The 19,313-nt window shown below is 51.3% G+C and carries 16 protein-coding genes; 12 read left to right on the top strand and 4 right to left on the bottom strand.

What is annotated here, in order from left to right; all coding sequences use genetic code 11:
- Nucleotides 1-41: 41 nt before the first annotated feature.
- The 3 genes from AWQ21_RS11485 to proA all read left to right on the top strand — a co-directional run bounded on the left by AWQ21_RS11485 (nt 42) and on the right by proA (nt 2,205).
- Nucleotides 42-350 carry a carbon dioxide-concentrating mechanism protein CcmK gene (locus AWQ21_RS11485; protein WP_062436057.1) on the top strand — a complete coding sequence of 103 codons (309 nt, stop codon included), beginning with the start codon at nt 42-44 and terminating at the stop codon, nt 348-350.
- Nucleotides 351-458: 108 nt separating this feature from the next.
- A complete protein-coding gene (locus AWQ21_RS11480) occupies nt 459-794 on the top strand; it encodes a carbon dioxide-concentrating mechanism protein CcmK (RefSeq protein ID WP_065714647.1) in 336 nt (111 codons plus the stop codon).
- 127 nt (nt 795-921) lie between these two features.
- Nucleotides 922-2,205, top strand: a complete 1,284-nt coding sequence (gene proA, locus AWQ21_RS11475) for a glutamate-5-semialdehyde dehydrogenase (RefSeq protein ID WP_065714646.1) — start codon at nt 922-924, stop codon at nt 2,203-2,205.
- Nucleotides 2,206-2,283: 78 nt separating this feature from the next.
- On the opposite strand, the gene AWQ21_RS11470 is transcribed toward proA, so the two are convergent.
- A complete protein-coding gene (locus tag AWQ21_RS11470; protein ID WP_065714645.1) occupies nt 2,284-3,606 on the bottom strand; it encodes a hypothetical protein in 1,323 nt (440 codons plus the stop codon).
- An 81-nt stretch (nt 3,607-3,687) separates the two neighbouring features.
- Here AWQ21_RS11470 and AWQ21_RS11465 point away from each other — a divergent pair, with 81 nt between their 5' ends.
- The gene (locus AWQ21_RS11465; RefSeq protein ID WP_065714644.1) at nt 3,688-4,161 is read left to right on the top strand and encodes a TspO/MBR family protein; all 474 of its coding nucleotides are present in this window, start codon (nt 3,688-3,690) and stop codon (nt 4,159-4,161) included.
- Here AWQ21_RS11465 and psb32 read toward each other — a convergent pair whose 3' ends face one another.
- Both psb32 and AWQ21_RS11455 read right to left on the bottom strand, forming a co-directional pair.
- On the bottom strand, nt 4,162-4,860 hold the full coding sequence (gene psb32 / locus AWQ21_RS11460; protein ID WP_065714643.1) for a photosystem II repair protein Psb32: 699 nt from the start codon (nt 4,858-4,860) through the stop codon (nt 4,162-4,164).
- A 328-nt stretch (nt 4,861-5,188) separates the two neighbouring features.
- Complete coding sequence (locus AWQ21_RS11455; RefSeq protein WP_065714642.1) at nt 5,189-5,647, bottom strand: photosystem I reaction center subunit XI; 459 nt, start codon at nt 5,645-5,647, stop codon at nt 5,189-5,191.
- A gap of 247 nt (nt 5,648-5,894) precedes the next feature.
- Between AWQ21_RS11455 and AWQ21_RS11450 the strand changes: the two genes are divergently transcribed.
- From AWQ21_RS11450 to AWQ21_RS11430, 5 genes are all read left to right on the top strand, one after another.
- Nucleotides 5,895-6,011 (top strand): photosystem I reaction center subunit VIII, encoded by a 117-nt coding sequence (locus AWQ21_RS11450; protein ID WP_012308216.1) that lies wholly within the window; start codon nt 5,895-5,897, stop codon nt 6,009-6,011.
- Between the two features lie 216 nt (nt 6,012-6,227).
- The gene (gene sixA / locus AWQ21_RS11445) at nt 6,228-6,725 is read left to right on the top strand and encodes a phosphohistidine phosphatase SixA (protein ID WP_065714641.1); all 498 of its coding nucleotides are present in this window, start codon (nt 6,228-6,230) and stop codon (nt 6,723-6,725) included.
- 83 nt (nt 6,726-6,808) lie between these two features.
- A complete protein-coding gene (locus AWQ21_RS11440; protein WP_065714640.1) occupies nt 6,809-7,951 on the top strand; it encodes a citrate synthase in 1,143 nt (380 codons plus the stop codon).
- Between the two features lie 16 nt (nt 7,952-7,967).
- Nucleotides 7,968-8,567 (top strand): hypothetical protein, encoded by a 600-nt coding sequence (locus tag AWQ21_RS11435; protein ID WP_065714639.1) that lies wholly within the window; start codon nt 7,968-7,970, stop codon nt 8,565-8,567.
- A 7-nt stretch (nt 8,568-8,574) separates the two neighbouring features.
- Entirely contained in the window at nt 8,575-9,495 is a 921-nt protein-coding gene (locus AWQ21_RS11430) for an NAD(+) kinase (RefSeq protein ID WP_065714638.1), read from the top strand.
- Nucleotides 9,496-9,645: 150 nt separating this feature from the next.
- Here the strand turns inward: AWQ21_RS11430 and AWQ21_RS11425 are convergent, their stop codons facing one another.
- Complete coding sequence (locus AWQ21_RS11425; protein WP_065715328.1) at nt 9,646-10,407, bottom strand: pentapeptide repeat-containing protein; 762 nt, start codon at nt 10,405-10,407, stop codon at nt 9,646-9,648.
- Nucleotides 10,408-10,577: 170 nt separating this feature from the next.
- On the opposite strand from AWQ21_RS11425, the gene sbcC reads away from it, so the two are divergent.
- The 3 genes from sbcC (at nt 10,578) to AWQ21_RS11410 (ending at nt 19,219) form a co-directional block, all read left to right on the top strand.
- On the top strand, nt 10,578-13,625 hold the full coding sequence (gene sbcC, locus AWQ21_RS11420) for an exonuclease subunit SbcC (protein WP_232314965.1): 3,048 nt from the start codon (nt 10,578-10,580) through the stop codon (nt 13,623-13,625).
- A 67-nt stretch (nt 13,626-13,692) separates the two neighbouring features.
- Nucleotides 13,693-16,731, top strand: a complete 3,039-nt coding sequence (locus AWQ21_RS11415; RefSeq protein ID WP_065714636.1) for an efflux RND transporter permease subunit — start codon at nt 13,693-13,695, stop codon at nt 16,729-16,731.
- A 160-nt stretch (nt 16,732-16,891) separates the two neighbouring features.
- The gene (locus tag AWQ21_RS11410) at nt 16,892-19,219 is read left to right on the top strand and encodes a nitrite/sulfite reductase (protein ID WP_065714635.1); all 2,328 of its coding nucleotides are present in this window, start codon (nt 16,892-16,894) and stop codon (nt 19,217-19,219) included.
- Nucleotides 19,220-19,313 lie beyond the last annotated feature (94 nt).

The following is a 19,313-nucleotide window of genomic DNA, read 5'->3' as shown; positions in this document are numbered from 1 at the left end:
GGAGAATATAGCCCTATCCCTTGCCCCCAGGAGTCGAGATTATGCAAGAAGCCGTGGGAGTCATTGAAACCCTAGGTTTTCCCGCCGTCCTTGCCGCCGCTGATGCCATGGTCAAAGCGGGCCGTGTCACCATTGTGTTTTTTGACAAAGCCGAAAGAGGTAATTTTATCGTTGTCATTCGGGGTCGTACCTCAGAAGTGCGCCCTGCCATGGAAGCCGGTTTACGGGCCGCCGAAGAAACTGTCGGTGGTCAAGTGATGAGCCATTACACCGTCCCCAACCCCCCCGATAATGTTGTCGGGATTTTACCCCTGGAATATACCCAGGCTTCCCTCGAATTTCGCTCTTAGTGCCGCGAAGATCTTGGTGTTTTGCCCAGTTTAGAGAATAATATGTGCTTGGGTGAAGAACCAAATATAAATAAGTTTTACTAATCACAAAGATAAAGGAGACCCCCTATGCCCGCTCAATCTGCGGTTGGATCACTTGAAACAAAAGGCTTTCCCGGAGTACTTGCCGCTGCAGATGCGATGGTGAAAGCCGGTCGTGTAACCCTAGTGGGCTACATTCGGGTGGGTAGTGCCCGCTTCAATATCAACATTCGTGGCGACGTCTCGGAAGTTAAAACCGCCATGGCTGCCGGGATCGAAGCCGTCGAGAAAGCCCATGGTGGTGTTTTAGAATCCTGGGTGATTATTCCCCGGCCCCACCCCAACGTTTGTGCGGTACTCCCCATCGACTACGGCGAAGATGTTGAACCCTACCGGGCTGCCGTAGAAGGTACTCGCGTTTAAATTAACCTTGTTAAAATCCGCAGATTCATCACAGAAAAGCCTATTTTGATGGGCTTTTTTCGTTGTTGGGTCAGGGCGATAGGTGATGTTAAATAGAACATAGGACTGAATAAATTTGGAGGGAATCATGGCGAATCTGATTGACTTGGCACAGCAAACTCGGGCCGCGGCCCAAAAACTCGGCACGTTAAGCTTGGCTCAGCGTAATGATGCTTTAGAAAAAGTGGCCCAAGCCCTCGCGGCAAATCAGGCGAAAATCGTCGCGGCAAACCAAGCAGATTGTGAAGCAGCCCAGCGAGATGGGATTGCACCAGCCCTCTATGCCCGTCTGAAGTTGGGAGAGAGCAAATTGCAAGGGGCGATCGCCGGTATCTATGATGTAATTAACCTCCCTGATCCCATTGGCCATCTCCAGTTACACCGAGAGTTAGATCAAGATTTAGTCCTCAAGCGAGTCACCTGTCCCCTGGGGGTTTTAGGGATTATTTTTGAAGCCCGCCCAGAAGCGCTGATTCAGATCACCAGCCTCGCAATTAAATCGGGTAATGGTGTGATTCTCAAAGGGGGTAAAGAAGCAATTCAATCCTGCACTGTGTTGACAGAAATTATCCAAACCGCCCTCCAGGACACTGCCGTTTCGCCCCAGGCTGTCACCCTTCTGACCACCCGCGAAGAAATTAAAACCCTCCTGTCCCTCGATGAATATGTGGATCTGATCATCCCGCGTGGTTCTAATGCCTTTGTGCAGTATGTGCAACAAAACACAAATATCCCCGTGCTGGGCCACGCCGACGGTATTTGTCACCTATACGTTGATATGGCGGCAGATTTAAGCAAAACCATTCCGATTGTTGTCGATGCGAAAACCCAGTATCCGGCGGCTTGTAATGCGGTTGAAACGCTGTTGATTCACGAAAAAATTGCCCCAGAATTTCTCCCCCAGATCGCCGCAGCTTTAACGGCGAAACAAGTGACTCTCATTGGCGATGAGACAACCCAAAAGATTATTCCTGTCCAACCCGCGACGACAGAAGATTGGCGCACAGAATATAGCGATTTAGTTCTGGCAATTAAAGTTGTAACCGATGTCGAAGCGGCGATCGCCCACATCAATACCTATGGCTCCAAACACACCGACGGGATCATCACAGAAGATGCAGCCACGGCCCAGATTTTCCTCAATGAAGTGAAGGCAGCGGGCGTTTACCATAATTGCTCGACCCGTTTTGCCGATGGTTTCCGCTACGGCTTTGGCGCAGAGGTGGGCATCAGCACCCAAACCTTACCGCCCCGTGGCCCCGTGGGTTTAGAAGGGCTTGTGACCTACAAATATCATCTGGTCGGCAATGGTCAAATTGCCGCAACCTACAGTGGTCCCGATGCCAAGCCTTTTACCCACCGAGATCTGTAGTGGCGATCGCCGGATAGATTCAATCCCCAAAATCCTCAGAATTAACTGACATTTCCATTCGTGTGGATTAAAAAACCGTTACTGACCTTCTTCTAGGCGTCGTTCCCAATCTTTGGCGAGGTCATCGCGCCCTTGCAGTTGTTGATCCAGGAGATCTTGGTCGGTGCCATAGGTGATGGTTTCGGCGGTGAGAATTTTCTGGGTCGCAAATTGCTGGGCATAGCTTAGTTTTTGTTGCAACTCAGGTTCGCCAGTGTTGAGTAAGACTACCCGTTCTTGTCGCTGGGCGTTGCGATTTTCGATGGTTTGGTTGCGGCGCTGGAGCCAAAAGTAGCGGCCGAGGGGAACGGCCAAAAAGGCGATCGCATAAGCAAAGAGAAGCGGATAAAGGGCCTGGGCAAGACCCACTAAGCCACCGAGTTCGGCCACCAGGGCTGAATCTTGCAATAAAACGCCTAGCATCAGGGCCAAGACTAAGTTGACACCCCCAAGGGCGATCGCCAAAAATTTTTGTCCCGTAGGAGCAAGGGTAAAGGTCCAGCGCTGTTCTTCTAAATATTCAGGAACAGATTTCTGGCGGCGTTCCTGGGCTTTGACCTGTAGTTCTGGAAAGTAATAAACCAAGTCTCCCGTGGGGGACACTTCCGGGTAGCCATTGAACCGGGCCAAGACCGGTAACATGTAACTTTCTTCCGTCTGTTCCGTGGGCGATAACTTGTCGAAATAGGGCGCAAGTTGCTCGGCGATCACAGCCCCATCGTTATTTTGGATCACTTGACCGATGGTTTGCCAGCGGCGTTCCTCCAGGTTCGGATTAGGATCACCATCACCAAACAAGAAAGAAAAAACGGCTTCGAGGAAATTCATTCCCCCTTTCTCTGTTTTGCCCGTCGTGTTCTTGCGGGGCGCAATTGAAGTGCCGTCGCGTCGGGAGCCGTAGTAATTGGGGCTAAAGACGCGGAACAGATCAGGGCCCCACCAAATAAGCCAGGGCATATTAAAAGAACTACGGCGACGAGAGGAGTTGTTATTATCCTGACTGCTGGCGGCGGCAACTAGAGCCAAGATAGCGATCGTCATCAAGAGAATCGACAGGATCAGGGCAATACCAAAAGAGATCCGAATGAGGAAAAAGACCACTTGCCAGGTTTTATCGAGCCATTCCTGGAGCCGAATTTTGAAATACTTATTACGGAGGATTGTTTGGAAATTTTTGGGAAATTCAAAGACAACATCACCCGTTTCTGCCACCTGGAGGTGCCCGCCGGCATCAGCAGCCAGATTATAAAGACCATTTTGGGCCACACTGAGTTCTAGGCCGGCCTGGGTCGCCACTTCCCCGACAGTCGCTCGATATTGGAGGGTTTCGACGGCGCGCATTAGTTGGGGCGAAAAGGTCATGGCTATACGGGTCGCTAGAAATAATCTGGGGGGCTTCTTCTACCAGTATAGAATTGGGTTGAAATTCTGGGGGAGAGAGACATGCTGGGAACGGGATTATTGATCACTTTGGTGGCGATCGCCTTAGGAGTGGGTCTAAATCGAGCGATTCGCGCGGATCAACGCTGGTTTTTCCAATTGCGCCGTCCTGCCTGGCTCACCTTTGAGGGCATTATCCCGGTGGTGTGGACGAGTATTTTTATCTGCGGCATTATTTCGGCGAATTATGTTTGGCATGCGGATCCCCAAGGATTTCGTACCTGGCTGTTGATGGCAGGTTATGGCCTGTTGGAGTTGGTAATCTTGGCCTATACCCCTGTGATGTGCAAAACCCGCAGCCTAACGGTGGGAACCATTATTGGGGCAGCGGGTTTTTTGGTGGGTTTATTGTTGGCGATCGCCGTTTTTCCCGTCTCGAAAATTAGTTTTTGGCTATTGTTTCCTTTTCTACTCTGGAGCCCAGTCGGCACCTACATTACCTGGGAAATGATCTGGCTCAATCCGGGCAAAGGTTAATTAGCGCACATACCACCAGTAAGTGGCCATAGGGATAATTGTCGCCAAGAGGAGCAGCACCACGACCCAAATCGTTGAACTGGTTGTTTTTGTGTCTTCGGCCTTGGTGAAAGTGCTTTCGATATTAATTTCGGCGATGTCTGGGGGGCCGGGATCTGCTTCACCGTTCAAAATGGTACCAATGCGGGCCTCAGCATCAAGGAAGGCTTGGTTATAGGAACTGCTGCGCAGGGGGTAACCGATGGTTTCCCCAGTAATACTCTCGGCTGTCTCCGGTGGGATCAAGTCCTGGACATTATCCCCCAGGGCGATCGCCACATTATTCGTCAGCACATCCATCGCCACGACCACCTCGTTAGCGCCGGCCTCCGGTGTCGGAAACCACTTCGCAAACACCTTATCGGTAAATTCTTCCATGGTCTGACCATAATCGAGACGACGAATCGCGATCAAATGAAGACCCTTGCCCGTTGTTTCCGCTAACTCACTGAGCTCTCGATTTAAACGCCCTTCATTGGCACGACTGATTGCTTCTGCTTGATCCACAATCCAGATCGGTTGATCCCCCGTGGCGTAGGGCACATCATAAACACCAGTGGCCTGGGCTGCCGAAACAAAACCCCCAAAGGTAAACAATACCGTTGCGAGCCACACCCCCAGTTTTTGCCACCATTGCAAGCTTTTGGGTTGAGATATCATTTTTAAAATTATTCCAAAAATTGTGCGTATCTTTTAGGCTCTAGGATAAACCAAGGGCGATCGCCACCGAAACTAACTTACCTTTAAACTGCGCCGATTAACCCCACCGAGCTTTTCCCTACAGCCCCCTAAATTTTAGGCACTGATTTCTCTTAGACACAAAAAAACCCAGTGAATTTTCACCGGGCTTTACAAACAACAAACTCAATTGACCAGATCTACCAATTTGTAATTTTTAAAGTCATATATTGTGGTGGCCGTCGGATAACTAAATCAAAACTCAGATCACCGCACAGAACACCCTGTATAAAAACTTATAAACCAATCCCTAGATGGTGTACATCATCGGTAAGGCAACACAAAGACCATAGGCAACCAGGGCACCACCACAGCCGCCAATTAAGAAGCCAGCCGCAAACTCGCTCCAGCCTTCCTTTGTCCCAAGATTCTCAGGAGGATTGGGCGTCGTCAAAGTTGCAGTGGGTGTGCTGACGCCGACGCTTCCATAAAGAGAAAGGGCAAGGGTCAATAGGGAAATCAAGCCAACGGTTCCTAATAGGCCAGCAACCCCAGCAAAGTCTGCATTCCGCAGTGGGCCGAGGAGAGCAAAGGGGCCATAGAGGAAATAACCATGGGCCATGCCAATTTCTAGACCACGCCGCTGTGCCGAAAGCCCTTGACGATAACCCGGTAGATTATTAATGAAAGCTTTACTAAATGCAGAAGCATTAATCGGAGTCGCGAGGTTTCCTACTTGAGGATCTCCACCATGTTGAATAATGTCCATTTAATGTTTAAGCTCCTCTCAAAACAAACTTACAATTTAAGTTCAGATAAACACTTGTTACGGATTATAAGAGATATTGCTAGATTTACTGGCTTTCTTAGTATTTGGCAACATTTAAGGCAAGTCCTGGGAATTTCGGTCATTTATGTTAAGAATCGTAATGTCTGTTCCCTCCCAAGACCTCTGGCAGTAATATCCAAGGTATTGTGAAAACCAGTTTGTTAATAGCATTTAGGAAAGATTTAATATGAACGGCGCCTACGCAGCTTCTTTTCTGCCTGTAATTCTTGTCCCCTTGGCGGGTGTTGTTTTCCCGGCTTTAGCGATGGGACTTTTGTTTAACTACATTGAATCTGACGCTTAAACAAAAAATTCGGGGCGATCGCCTCAGTAATTTACTTCACATTTAATGTGACTCTCAATTTCCCCATGCACCAAGATAGTGGTTGTGTGGGGAATTGTTTTTAGGGTATGGCACCCTGGGATCGGGGCAAGCTTGGCACGTTCTTGGCCGTTGTCGTTAAGAATAGACAAGAGCCGCTGGGCGTTCTCGCCCCGTCATCTCCTAGGAGGAAAAGCAATGGAATTATATTTTTTTCGCCACGGCATCGCCGCCGACCGGGCTGATTATGCAGAGGATGGCGATCGCCCTTTGACCGCCAAAGGTGAAGCCCGGACAAAACTGGTGGCCCAACGACTAAAGCAGCTTGGGCTGTACTTTGAGGGAATTTTAACGAGTCCCTTATTGCGGGCCAGACAAACCGCAGAAATTTTGGCCGCCGCAGAACTAGGCCCCCACCCCCAGGTCTTCCAGAGCCTAGCCCCCGGAGGTTCCCTGGGGTCATTTTTAGCTTGGCTAGAACGTTGGGAAGCAGCTCCGGATGCGAAATTAGTCCTTGTGGGCCATCAACCAGACTTGGGCGAATGGGCCGAGGCGATCGCCTTTGGTCAAACGGGGCACCACCTCAACCTCAAAAAAGCAGGCATCATTGGCCTTCGTTCGGGTGCCGCCCGGATCCAAGCCCACACCGATAATGAGCTATTTTTGTTGACCTCGCCAAAATGGCTACTGCCATAATCCCCGTGATAGGCTAAGTTAGCCACGGGCATCAAGAAAATTAGCCTCAATATTATTTTTAGGATCTAATCAAGGTACACAGTATGACGACTGGTTGCGAATTTAAACCCGGCTTAGAAGGAATTCCTGCAGCCCAATCCAGCATTAGCTTCGTCGATGGAAAAAATGGCATCCTCGAATACCGGGGGATTCCGATCCAAGAATTGGCCGAAAAAAGTTCTTTCCTCGAAGTTGCCTACCTCCTGATCTGGGGCGAACTGCCGACCTATCAGGAACTTGAAGATTTTAAAAACGATATTCTCTATCACCGTCGGATCAAATACCGCATCCGGGACATGATGAAATGTTTTCCCGAAACCGGTCACCCAATGGATGCTTTGCAAACCTCGGCAGCAGCCCTGGGGCTATTTTATTCCCGTCGTGCCTTGGATGATCCAGAGTACATTCGCCATGCCGTTGTCCGCTTGTTGGCCAAAATCCCTACCATGGTCGCGGCAGCCAATTCGATGCGCAAGGGGAATGATCCCGTCCAGCCCAACGATAGCCTTGATTACGCGGCGAACTTCCTCTATATGATGACTGAGCGTCGTCCCTACGATCTCCAGGCAAAGATTTTTGATATTTGCTTGATGCTCCACGCGGAACACACGATCAATGCTTCGACCTTCTCGGCGATGGTGACGGCTTCAACCTTGACAGATCCCTACGCGGTGATTGCGTCCGCTGTTGGCACCTTGGCTGGGCCGTTGCACGGGGGGGCGAACGAAGAAGTGCTCTTAATGCTCGAAGAAATTGGCTCCGTAGAAAATGTCCGTGGGTATGTCGAGACCTGTGTGGCGAATAAGCAAAAGATTATGGGCTTCGGCCACCGGGTTTATAAGGTTAAAGATCCCCGGGCGGTGATCCTCCAGGGGTTAGCAGAAGAACTCTTTGAACTCGAAGGGGAAGATCCCTACTACAAGATCGCCCTGGAATTAGAAAAAATTGTTGAGGAAAAATACGGCCACAAGGGTATTTTCGCCAATGTCGATTTCTATTCAGGTTTGGTCTATCGCAAGTTGGGGATTCCTAGTGACTTGTTTACACCTCTATTTGCGATCGCCAGGGTTGCGGGTTGGCTCGCCCACTGGAAAGAACAACTGGGTGTCAACCGGATTTTCCGGCCGACCCAGGTCTATACCGGTGTGCATCATCAAAGCTATATTCCAGTAGAAAAACGCGGCTAGAGGAACGGTGCTCACGATGAAATTACGCCGATGGTGCGGCTTGGGGCTTGGGATCTTGCTGCTCTTTCTTTGGGGGTGTGGGGCAAATCCCCCTGGGATGGAAACAGAAACGCTGACCCCCAGTGACCAGTGGCAAACCCTCACGACGGAACAGGTACAGTTGGCGATTCCGCCGGGCTATGTGGGAGGCAATCCAGGCTTGGATCTTCCCGCCATGGTAGCGACCTTGGAGGCCTGGGATAAAGGCGATCGCCTTGAGTGGCTTAATCAAAATGCCGAAACCCTAGAACTGCTCGCTTTTCAAGCAGAGGGCGATCGCCTAAACAGCATCACCATCGTCCAAGAAGAACGTCCAGAAACCCTGACCTTAGAAGATTATCTGCAACAACAGGTGGCCAAACTCCAGGCCGCTGGCATTACGGTGAACCTAACCCAAACGGCGGAGCAAGGGCGCTTAGAATTGAACCGTGGCGACCTCAAACAGGTGAGCTATGTGTATCCGCAAGCGACCACCTTTTGGGTAATTACCTATAGTAGTGATAGACCCACCGCTGCCTTTACGGCTGGGGTCGAGCAAAGCCAACAAAGTTTTCAGGTGCGCCCCGAGTCATCTTAGAAATGCCGTGAACCTTGATCAAGTCATCATTGCCTATAAAGCGGGCGATCCCTTTGCCAAGAAATGGGCCGAACGCTGTGCCCGCGAATTAGAAGCCCAGGGGAGTCGCATTCTGCTCGGCCCCAGCGGCTTTAAAGATAATCCCTATCCCGTATTTTTGGCCTCAGTTAGTGAGCCCATCGATCTCGCCATTGTCCTGGGGGGAGATGGCACCGTTTTGGCGGCAGCCCGCCACCTTTCCAAGGAAAATATTCCGATTCTGGCGGTGAATGTCGGCGGCCACCTGGGCTTTTTGACCGAACCCTTTGAGCAGCTTGAAAATAGCCAGGCCCTGTGGGAACGACTCCGTAACGACGCCTATGCAGTGGAAACCCGGATGATGTTAGAGGCCAAAATCTGTGAAGGCGATCGCCAAGATCCAGAAATTGTCAGCGAAACCTTCTATGCTCTCAATGAAATGTGCGTCAAACCCGCCGCCATTGACCGGATGCCCACCGCCGTCTTTGAAATGGAGGTCGATTGCACCATCGTGGATCAATACCATGGGGACGGATTATTGGTGGCCACTTCCACTGGGTCAACCTGTTACACCGCTTCTGCGAATGGGCCGATTATGCACCCTGGTTTAGAGGCGATCGTTGTGACGCCCATCTGTCCTTTGAGTCTGTCGAGTCGCCCGATTGTCTTGCCCGCTCGCTCTAATGTGGATATCTGGCCCCTCGGAGACTATGACCTGAATAACAAGCTCTGGATGGATGGGGCCTTGGCAACTTCCGTTTGGCCAGGCCAATGGGTCAATGTCCAAAAGGCCCATTGCGACTGCAAATTTATTATCCTGCGGGAAACCTATTCGTTTTATCAAACCATTCGCGATAAGCTCCAGTGGGCCGGATCACGGATCCGCTACCAGAATAACCACCGCAATTAAGCTTAGAGTCCATTTATGAAGCCCCCCTGCCCCCAATTTGGGGGAGATTTAGGGGACAAATTAAGAAATTCATTGACTTGATCATATAGCCGCTTGGGCCGAGGCAAAAAAGAGGCCAAAAGCTTTGGTAACGAAATAGCCTAGGGATTTTTAAAAGAAGAAACGCAACAGCACGGAGCTAATGGCGCTGAGGATGTTACCGGCAGTATTTCCAGAATCTTGTTTCGGGTTGAGGGCGAGGTCAATTTCGTCGAGTAACCTCTGGCTCGCATCCACACCAACGGTCGATCCTTGGCTGGTAAATAGGGTTTGGGCGAAGGTGGCATCCTGTTGGGCCTGGCCAAAGTCCCGCAGTTGATAGCGGGCGATCGCCCGGGAGAGATAAATGGCTCCATTGTCGGGTTCTCGGTTGGCGGCGGCATCATAGTAGGCGATCGCCATGCGGTGATTTTTATTTTCCCCTTCCACAAAGCCCCATTGATAAAGCTGCTCAGCCGAAACGGGAGCATCTAACAGGCCCACCGCCCGCGCAATGTAGAACGTCCGTAGGGAAGTATTGGTAAAATTTGCCCCGGCTAAATAGGCTTCCCGGAGATCGGCACCGTCTAAAATAGCTCCTTCGAGGTCAGCTCCAGCTAAATTGGCCCCCACCAGGGACGCCCCGGTTAAATTGGCCCCCCGCAAATCCGCAAGGCTCAGGTCGGCCCGGCTCAGGTTCGCTTGACGTAAATCCGCTCCCCGTAGGTCAGCCCCATCTAAACGGGCATTAGCGAGGCCGCTCCGGGTCAGTTGACAATTCTGACATTGACGACTCGAAAGCAGTTGGCTGAGGTGGGTCAGGTTTTCGGCTCGTACCTGGGGGGCGATCGCCAAAGGCAGCAAGCAACAGGCGGTAAAGAATAGCTTTTTCATCGGAAATGGGGGGGGAGAACTGGAACTGTAGACCATCAATCAGGGCAAAACGTTTCCGGCTACCACCGATTTTTCTGCGTCCATGGTAGCAGTCACTTCCTTGCGAGGTAACAGATCCATAAAATTCTTTGGGGTTGGGGAACGAAATAACGGGGATATGATGGGGATTAGTGTTTGTCGCCGACAGTCTATCCATGACGCCCCTAAAACTCACCCTGAAAAATTTCCTCAGTTACCGTGATGCCGTTTTAGATTTCACGGGCTTTCACACGGCCTGTATTTGTGGCCCAAATGGGGCCGGAAAATCATCCTTGTTAGAAGCAGTAACCTGGGTGATCTGGGGCAAAAGCCGCACCAGCAGTGCCGATGATGTGATCCACATGGGCGAAATGGATGTGCGGGTCGATTTTGAGTTGCTTTGTCACCAGCAGGTTTATCGAATTATTCGGATGCGATCACGGGGGCGAGGGGCGACTTTGCAATTCCAAGTGCGATCGCCGACGGGGGACTTTACCGCAATTACAGGTAAGGGGATCCGGGAAACCCAAGAACTCATCGATCAAGAGATCAAGCTAGACTACGACACCTTTATTAATTCCGCCTATCTACGTCAGGGCCATGCCGATGAATTTATGGTGGCCAAACCTGCGGATCGCAAAAAGATTTTGAGCGATCTCCTCAAGCTTGACCGCTACGAAAGCCTCGCCCAACTCGCGAAGGACAAAGCGAGATCTTTTAAACTCAAGGCCGATCTCCTCGAAGAAAGCCTCGCCCCCCAAACCGAGCAACTCCGGGCAAAACCCCAGCTAGAAGCAGACCTCGCTGCCATCGAACAGACCATTAGCGAGGGTAAGCAACAAGAAAATCAACTCCAGGATCAGCTCCAAAAAATTCAGGCGATCGCCCAACAACAGCAACTCCTGCAAAGCCAAGCTGAAACGCTCCAGCAACAGCACCAGCGCCGCCACCAAGACCTCACTCGCCTCAGTACCCAGGCCCAACAGCTCCAGCAAGAGTTAGCGCAAAATACAGCGATTCTGCACCAAGCCGACACCATCGAAGCCGAATACCAACGCTGGCAAACCCTCCAGCAGCAGGAAGAACAGCTCAACCAAAAATCCCAGCAATACCAAGACCTCCAGCAGGAGCAACAAACCATTCAGCAAAATATCCAAGCTGAAGAAAATGAGCAGCAACGGCAGATTCAGCAGCTAGAAGTGCAGATCCAGACCCTCATCCAGCAGCAAGCAGAAGTCCAAGAAACCTTGGCGATCGCCCCCGACCTGACCAGCGCCCTAGACCAATTAGAACGCACCCGTAACCAGATCAAGCACCTGGAAGCGGCCCACCACCAAGCCCAACCCCTACTCCAGCAACGGCAACAGTTAGAAAACCAAATCAGCCAGGCCGCCGAAAAACTAAAGTTGCAACTGGCCGCATCTCGACAACAACAGCAAAACCTCGCTGAAAAAATTGCCCAAATTCCCCAGCAGCGGGCGGAATTGCAGCGCCTCGATCAAACCATGGCCGATCTAGACCACCAGAAAAAACATCTAGACCAGATTCAGCAACAACACCTTGATATTTCCACCCAACAAGTCCGTCTCCAGGACGCCGAGCGCAACTGCCAAACACAACTCCAGGAGCTCCAACAAAAACTCGCCCTGCTGCAACAACCGGGGGCCACTTGTCCCCTCTGCGAACAAAACCTTGACCATGACCACCACCAAAATGTGATGGCCAAAACCCAGGCCCAGTACAGTGCCATTGAAGCAGAAATTCTGACGTTTCAAAATGAACTTAAGCGTTGTGGTCAATTGCTGCGTGACTACCACCAGGAACTGAAAGCTGTCGATCAAGTCCGGAGCCGCTATGAAAGCTATGACCAACAAATGATCCGCCTTGAGCAGGCCATTGAAACCAACCAAGCCCTCGAAAAAGAACTGAAACAGGTAGAGCAGGAATTATTAACCCTAGAGCGGGCCCTCCACCTAGAAGCCTACGCTGAGGATCTGCGGGCAGAATTGGCAGAAGTGCAACACCAGTTAGACACCCTGCAATACGATGAATCCCAGTTGGCGATCGCCAGAGAAACCGAAAAAAAATACCGTGGGGCAGAACTAAAAGAGGTGGAATTAAAACAAGCGCGCCAACGCCTGGAGGCCCTTCAACGGGAACTGCCCCAACGGGAAGCAGAACTGAAGGCCCAGCGCCATCAACTCGACCAAAATAGGCACACATCTCCCTGGCAAGTCCGTCTTGCGCAACTTCAGGAGCAGTTAAACGCCCTCAACTACGACCGCAGCACCCACCAACAACTCCGCCAGGCACTCCAACAGGGGCAAATTTGGCAACAACGTCACCTCGAACTGAGCCAAGCCCAACGGCAACAGACCAGCCTGGAAACTCAACTACAGGAGGTAAACCAGCGCCAAACGGTTGCCCAAACGGAACTAGCGCAACTCGAACAACAGATCGCGCAGTTACAAGAAAATTTAGATAATATCCACGCCGATCAAGGGGAGATCAACCACCTGGAAAGTCAATTGCAAACCTGTCGCCAAGCCTTGGAAACAGCAATCACCCAGCGCGGCCAACGACAGCAATCTTTAGAAAATCTCCGGGCGATCGCCCTTGCGCAAAAAAACAGCAAAACAGAACTCAAAGAACTACGGCGTCAATACCGCATCCACCACGAACTCGGTCAAGCCTTCGGGAAAAACGGCATTCAGGCCCTAATGATCGAAAATGCCCTGCCCCAACTAGAAGCCGAAACCAATCAAATCCTCGGTCGCCTCACCGAGCACCAATTCCATGTGCAATTTCTCACCCAAAAGGCTAAGAAAGGCAGCAAAAAAACTAGCGCCCAGATGATCGATACCCTCGATATTGTCATTGCCGATGCCCGGGGCACCCGCGCCTACGAAACCTATTCCGGGGGGGAAGCATTCCGGATCAACTTTTCAATCCGCCTCGCCCTCGCGAAACTCTTAGCCTACCGTTCCGGTACAACGCTCCAAATGCTGGTCATTGATGAAGGCTTTGGCACCCAGGATACCGAAGGCTGTAATCGCTTGATTGGAGCCATCAATGCGATCGCCGCTGACTTTGCCTGTATTCTCGCTGTGACTCACATTCCCCAGTTCAAGGAAGCCTTTCAAAGCCGCATCGAAGTCTATAAAGATCAGCAAGGCTCCCAACTCCAGGTCAACAACTAACCCCCCATATTTCCGACAACTGTGCCTAGAATAGAAACCGTAACAAATCGCAACAGTTGCCCCTGGTATGTCCTTTCACCTCTCTGCCTGGTCCATCAAAAATCCAGTGCCGACCCTCGTGGCCTTCATGATTATGACCATCGTGGGGATCTATTCATTTTTAAACCTTGGCATCGATAATACGCCAAACATCGATATTTCCGCCGTAACGGTGAGTGTGAGCCAGCCAGGGGCGGCCCCAGAAGAGATTGAAACGGAAATCACCAAAAAAATCGAAGATTCCGTCGCCAGCCTCGCCAATATTGACCAAATCACCTCCACCGTGACCGATGGCAATTCCCAGACGGTTGTGAATTTTGAGCTGGGCACCGACACCGACCAGGCGACCAATGATGTGCGCAATGCGATCGCCCAAATTCGCTCATCCTTGCCCCAGGACATCACCGATCCCATTGTCCAAAAACTCGATTTTGCTGGGGGAGCCGTGATGACCTATGCTCTCTCGTCTGGGGAGCGCACCGTCGAAGAACTCAGTGATCTCATTGACCGTCGCATTGGCCGAGAACTCACAAACGTAGAAGGGGTGGCCGAAATTCAGCGATTGGGGGGGGTTGACCGGGAGATTCGCGTCGATCTTGACCCTGATTTGTTACAAGGCTTGGGGATCACCGCAACCCAGGTGAATGACCAGATTGCCCAGTTTAATCTCAACCGTCCCGGGGGCCGCCTCGAACTGGGGGGCAATGAGCAAAATGTCCGCACCCTCGGCAGTGCAGAAAGTATTCAAGAGTTGCAACAATACCCGATCACCTTGCCCAATGGGGATCTCGTCCCCCTAGAAAATCTGGGCCGTGTAGAGGATAGCTTCCGGGAACCTCGGGTGGCAGCAACCCTCAATAATGAGCCGGTGGTGGCGTTCTCAGTACTCCGGAGTCCGGGTAGCACCGTCGTCGGGGTTGATCAAGGGATCCGAAAGGTGATCGCCGAGTTGCAAACCACCCTCCCAGAGGATCTCCGCTTTGATTTAATCTTTACCCGCGCCACAGAAATCCAAGCCTCCTATGACGGCACCATTATGGCTTTGTGGGCTGGCTGTATTTTAACCGTGATCACGGTGGGCTTTTTCCTCAAGGACTGGCGTGCTACCTTAATTACCGCCGCCGCCTTGCCCCTCTCCATTGTGCCGACTTTCTTTGTGATGCAGGCCCTCGACTATACCCTCAACGGGATGACCCTCCTCGCTTTGGCCCTGGCGATCGGGAACTTGGTCGATGATGCCATCTGCATGATTGAAAATATTGACCAACACCTGCAAATGGGCAAAAGACCTTTCCAGGCTGCCATTGACGGCGCCCGGGAAATTGGCCTCGCCGTGGTGGCAACAACTGCAACCATCGTGGCTGTCTTTCTGCCTGTAGCCTTTATGGGGGGCGTGCCGGGGCAATTTTTCCAGCCCTTTGGGGTCACCGTCGCCGTCTCAACGATGTTCTCGACCCTGGTGGCCACCACCATGACCCCGATGCTGAGTGCCTACCTATTGAAATCAAAATTGGGCGCTTTTAATGGCCAAAAACAACCGGGTTTTTATCGGAATCTGCTCGGTTGGGCGCTGCGTCATCGTCTAACAACTCTCCTCATTGCCCTGGTCTTTTTTATTTGCAGCCTCCAGTTGGTCCCTTTCATTCCGAAGGGCTTATTTGCCAGCGGCGATACGGGGATTAGTACGATCGCCTTTGATCTGCCCCCCGGTGCAACCCTGGCCGATAGTGAACAGGTAATGACTGAGGTGAGCGATCGCCTCCAGGCCAATGCCGCCGTGAGTAGTGTTTTGGCAACGGCGACTAGCGTCAACAGTGGCACCATTTATGTCAACCTTGTGCCCCAAGCAGAACGAGTTTCCCAGGCGGAGTTTGAACAAACCCTGCGGCGTGATTTCCAAACCATTCCGGGAGCAAGGGTGTCTTTCCGGAGTACGGGCGGGACAGGCAATTCTAAAGATCTCTCCATTGTGCTCAAAAGTGAAAATGCACCGCTACTCTTGGAAACAGCGACAACCTTAGAGCAACAAATGGGCAGTATACCTGGGTTAGTGGACATTTCCTCCAGTGCGAGCTTGGTTAAACCCGAACTGATTATTCAGCCTGATCCCCAACGGGCCGCCGATCTCGGTGTTTCTGTGGCGGCCATTTCCCGCACCGCTTCCCTGGCGTTAATTGGTGATAATGATTTCAATTTGCCCAAATTTAATTTGAGCGATCGCCAAATCCCGATCCGCGTTCAACTCGATCCCGATCAACGCAGCAACATTGAAACCCTCAAAAATCTCCAAGTACCAAGTAACACCGGTGAATTAGTTCCCCTAGCTGCCGTGGCTGAATTAAAACTTGGCAGTGGTTCGGCCCAGATCGACCGATTTAATCGCTTCCGTCAAGTGGAAGTGGGCGCCAACCTAGAAGGAACCTCTTTAGGAGATGCCTTTGCTGCCGTGAATGCCTTACCAGTGATGAGTCCTTTACCCCCTGGGGTAACCCTTGAACCCGCGGGCGACGCAGAAATTATGCGCGATATTTTTAGCCGTTTCCTCACAGCGTTGGGGGCGGCTGTCCTGTGCATCTATGCAATTCTGGTGCTGCTTTACAATAATTTTCTCTATCCCTTTGGCATTTTGACCGCCTTACCCCTCTCCATTGGGGGGGCTTTGTTGGGTCTGATGATTACCCAAAAGGAACTGGGGTTATTTGCCCTCATTGGCATTGTGCTGTTGATGGGTTTGGTGACAAAAAACGCCATTTTGTTGGTGGACTTTACCCTCTCTGGTCTGCGGGAAGGCAAAACTCTGAAAAAATCCCTCGTCGAAGCTGGGGTTTCTCGGTTACGGCCCATTTGTATGACCTCCCTCTCAACCATTGCCGGGATGTTGCCCATTGCCTTGGAGTTGGGGGCCGATGGTGCAACCCGGAGTCCGATGGCGATCGCCGTGATTGGGGGTTTTAGTACCTCCACCGTTTTAACTCTGATTGTGGTGCCTGTGATTTTTACCTACATTTATCGATTTGTCCGCTGGCTTGTTAAACCTTTTCAGAATGCTCAATCTGCGCCCCTGTGATTTCTTTCCACAAAATTACAGATTTTATCGGACTTGCTCGGATCACCGAAATTTTGTGTCACCATAGTACATCCGAGTAATTTTTTATCTATATTGCGGGCCTGACCCTTAAATCATTCCAGGCCAATCCGAATTAGCTCCTACAGAAGAAGAACACCCTATGACCACGACGACAACTCCCAAAACTTGGAAAGAGGTCCTTGGCGATCGCATTCCGCCCCAGATGGCCGAAGAAATTGACACCTTTGAAAACCAAATGGCCCTCCGCTGCCAGGACAAACTCGACGAAAAAGTTTTTGCCGAACTGCGTCTTCGTCGGGGAGCCTATGGTCAGCGTTACGATAACGGCTTCCGGAATGATGGGGTCAAAGCCAAAGCAATTCCTTTTCCAAAAACAGAACTCACCAAAGGCCCCGATACCAAATGGCAGGCCCCAGGGATGCAGCGGATCAAAATTCCCTACGGCGGGATGACTGCCGAACAGATGGATGTTCTCGCTGACATTTGCGAAGAATACTCCGACAACATTCTCCACATCACCACCCGCCAGGACATTCAACTCCACTTCATTTCCCTCGATAATGTCCCGGATATGCACCGTCGCTTAGCATCCGTAGGGATCACCGTACGGGAAGCCTGTGGTAACTCCGTGCGTAACGTTACCGCTTGTCCCCTTGCCGGTGTTTGCCACGACGAAGTCTTTGATGTCACCGGCCACGCCCAAGAACTCACGGATTTCTTCCTCGGCCACCGCGATATTCAAGATTTTGGCCGTAAATTAAAAATTGCCTTCTCTGGCTGCGAAGATCACCCCTGTGGTCTTACTTCCATGCATGACCTTGGCTTTATCGCTAAAACCAAAGAAATTAATGGTGAAATTGTCAAAGGATTCAAGGTTTATGTCGGTGGTGGCTTAGGTTCTGTACCGTTCCTCGCCAAGCTCTTTGAAGATTTTGTGCCCCTTGAGGAAATTTTTCCCCTCTCCCAGGCCATTTTCCGCGTCTTTGCCCGCCTTGGAGAAAAGAAAAACCGCAATAAAGCCCGGATTAAATTCCTTGTCCAAAAACTGGGCCTAGAAGAATTTAAGCGTCTGGTGACCGAAGAACGGGCCACCCTCGAACCCGATCCCGGTTGGACAGCTTGGGTTGATCGCCTGACGACCTACGAAGAAAAAGGCAAACCAGCCCCCGTCACTGCGGATCAAACCTTCGACCATGGTGAAGAATTCACCCAGTGGAAAACAACTAACCTCTATCCCCAACGGCAACCGGGCTTCTATACCGTTGCGGTTTCTTTGCCCCTAGGGGATGCCACTTCACCCCAGTTCCGGGGTTTGGCCGATATCGTCCGCAAATATACCAATGACACAGTACGGACGACCGTTGAGCAGAATATCTTGATCCGTTGGGTCCATGAAGCAGATTTGCCCGCCCTCTATGCGGATCTCAAGGCGATCAGCCTGCATGCTGGCGGTGCCCATTCGATCATTGACATCACTGCTTGCCCCGGTACAGATACCTGCAAACTAGGGATCGGGAGTTCCCGTGGTCTGGCTGGTGAGCTGCAACGGCGGATGGCGGTCAAGGGTTGGCAGTATGACCAAACCGTGAAAGATATCCGCATCAAAATTAGCGGCTGTTTCAACTCCTGCTCCCAACATATGGTGGCAGAAATCGGTTTCTATGGTTCAAGTCGTCAGGTACAGCGCCGCCGGGTGCCCCACTTTAACCTTGTGCTCGGTGGGGAATGGGCAAACAATGCGTCTACCTACGGTAAATCCATGGGCGTTTTGCCCTCGAAGCGAATTCCCGATGTGGTGGAATTTTTGATTGATACGTTCATGCAAGAGCGGCTCGAAAATGAGAAGTTTACGGACTTCTTTAACCGCATTGGCCGTAAGGAAATGAAAGACCGCCTGCAGCCCTTCACAGATGTTCCCAGCTACGAAGAAGATCCTTCTTTTTATTCTGACTGGGCGGATACCCGCGAATTTACCCTTGGGGATATTGGGGTCGGTGAATGTGCGGGGGAAGTAGTCACCCTCACGGACTTTAGTATGGCCGACGCGGAAAGTCTCCACTTTGATGCGACGGTGTTACTGGATAACCCGCAAAATGGGGACGTTCAACTGGCTGCGGATAAGGCGATCGCCGCCATGGTCAGTGCGGCCCAAGCCCTGTTGAAATTCCAAAATATCGACATTAGCGATGATCCCGAAGTGGTCAGTGCCGAATTCCGCAAGTATTTCTACGATACGGAACTGTTCTTTGATCCCTTTGCGAAGGGGAAATTTGCCCAGTTCTTCTTTTCGGCTCTGAAACACAAGGACAAAGCCGCAAGCCTTGAACAATCCCAACGCTTAGTGGAAGAATCTCGTCTCTTTATCGAAGCGGCCCATGCTTGCAACGGTCGAATGATCGAGGCGGGGATCACCAGTCCGGTGAGCTTTAAGCAATGGCTCCTGAAGCAAGGATTTGGAACCAACTAAACAGCAAAATGTTGCGTTAGGTTCTTCGGACAAAATCGGGTGGGCAGGGTTGCTCACCCCATTTATGTCAACCTTGATCTGTTTTAATGTTGCT

This window comes from Picosynechococcus sp. PCC 7003, from assembly GCF_001693255.1.
In the GTDB taxonomy this organism is placed as follows: domain Bacteria; phylum Cyanobacteriota; class Cyanobacteriia; order Cyanobacteriales; family MRBY01; genus MRBY01.
The sequence above is the reverse complement of the archived record's forward strand: the minus strand, read 5'-3'. Positions and strand labels throughout refer to the sequence as shown.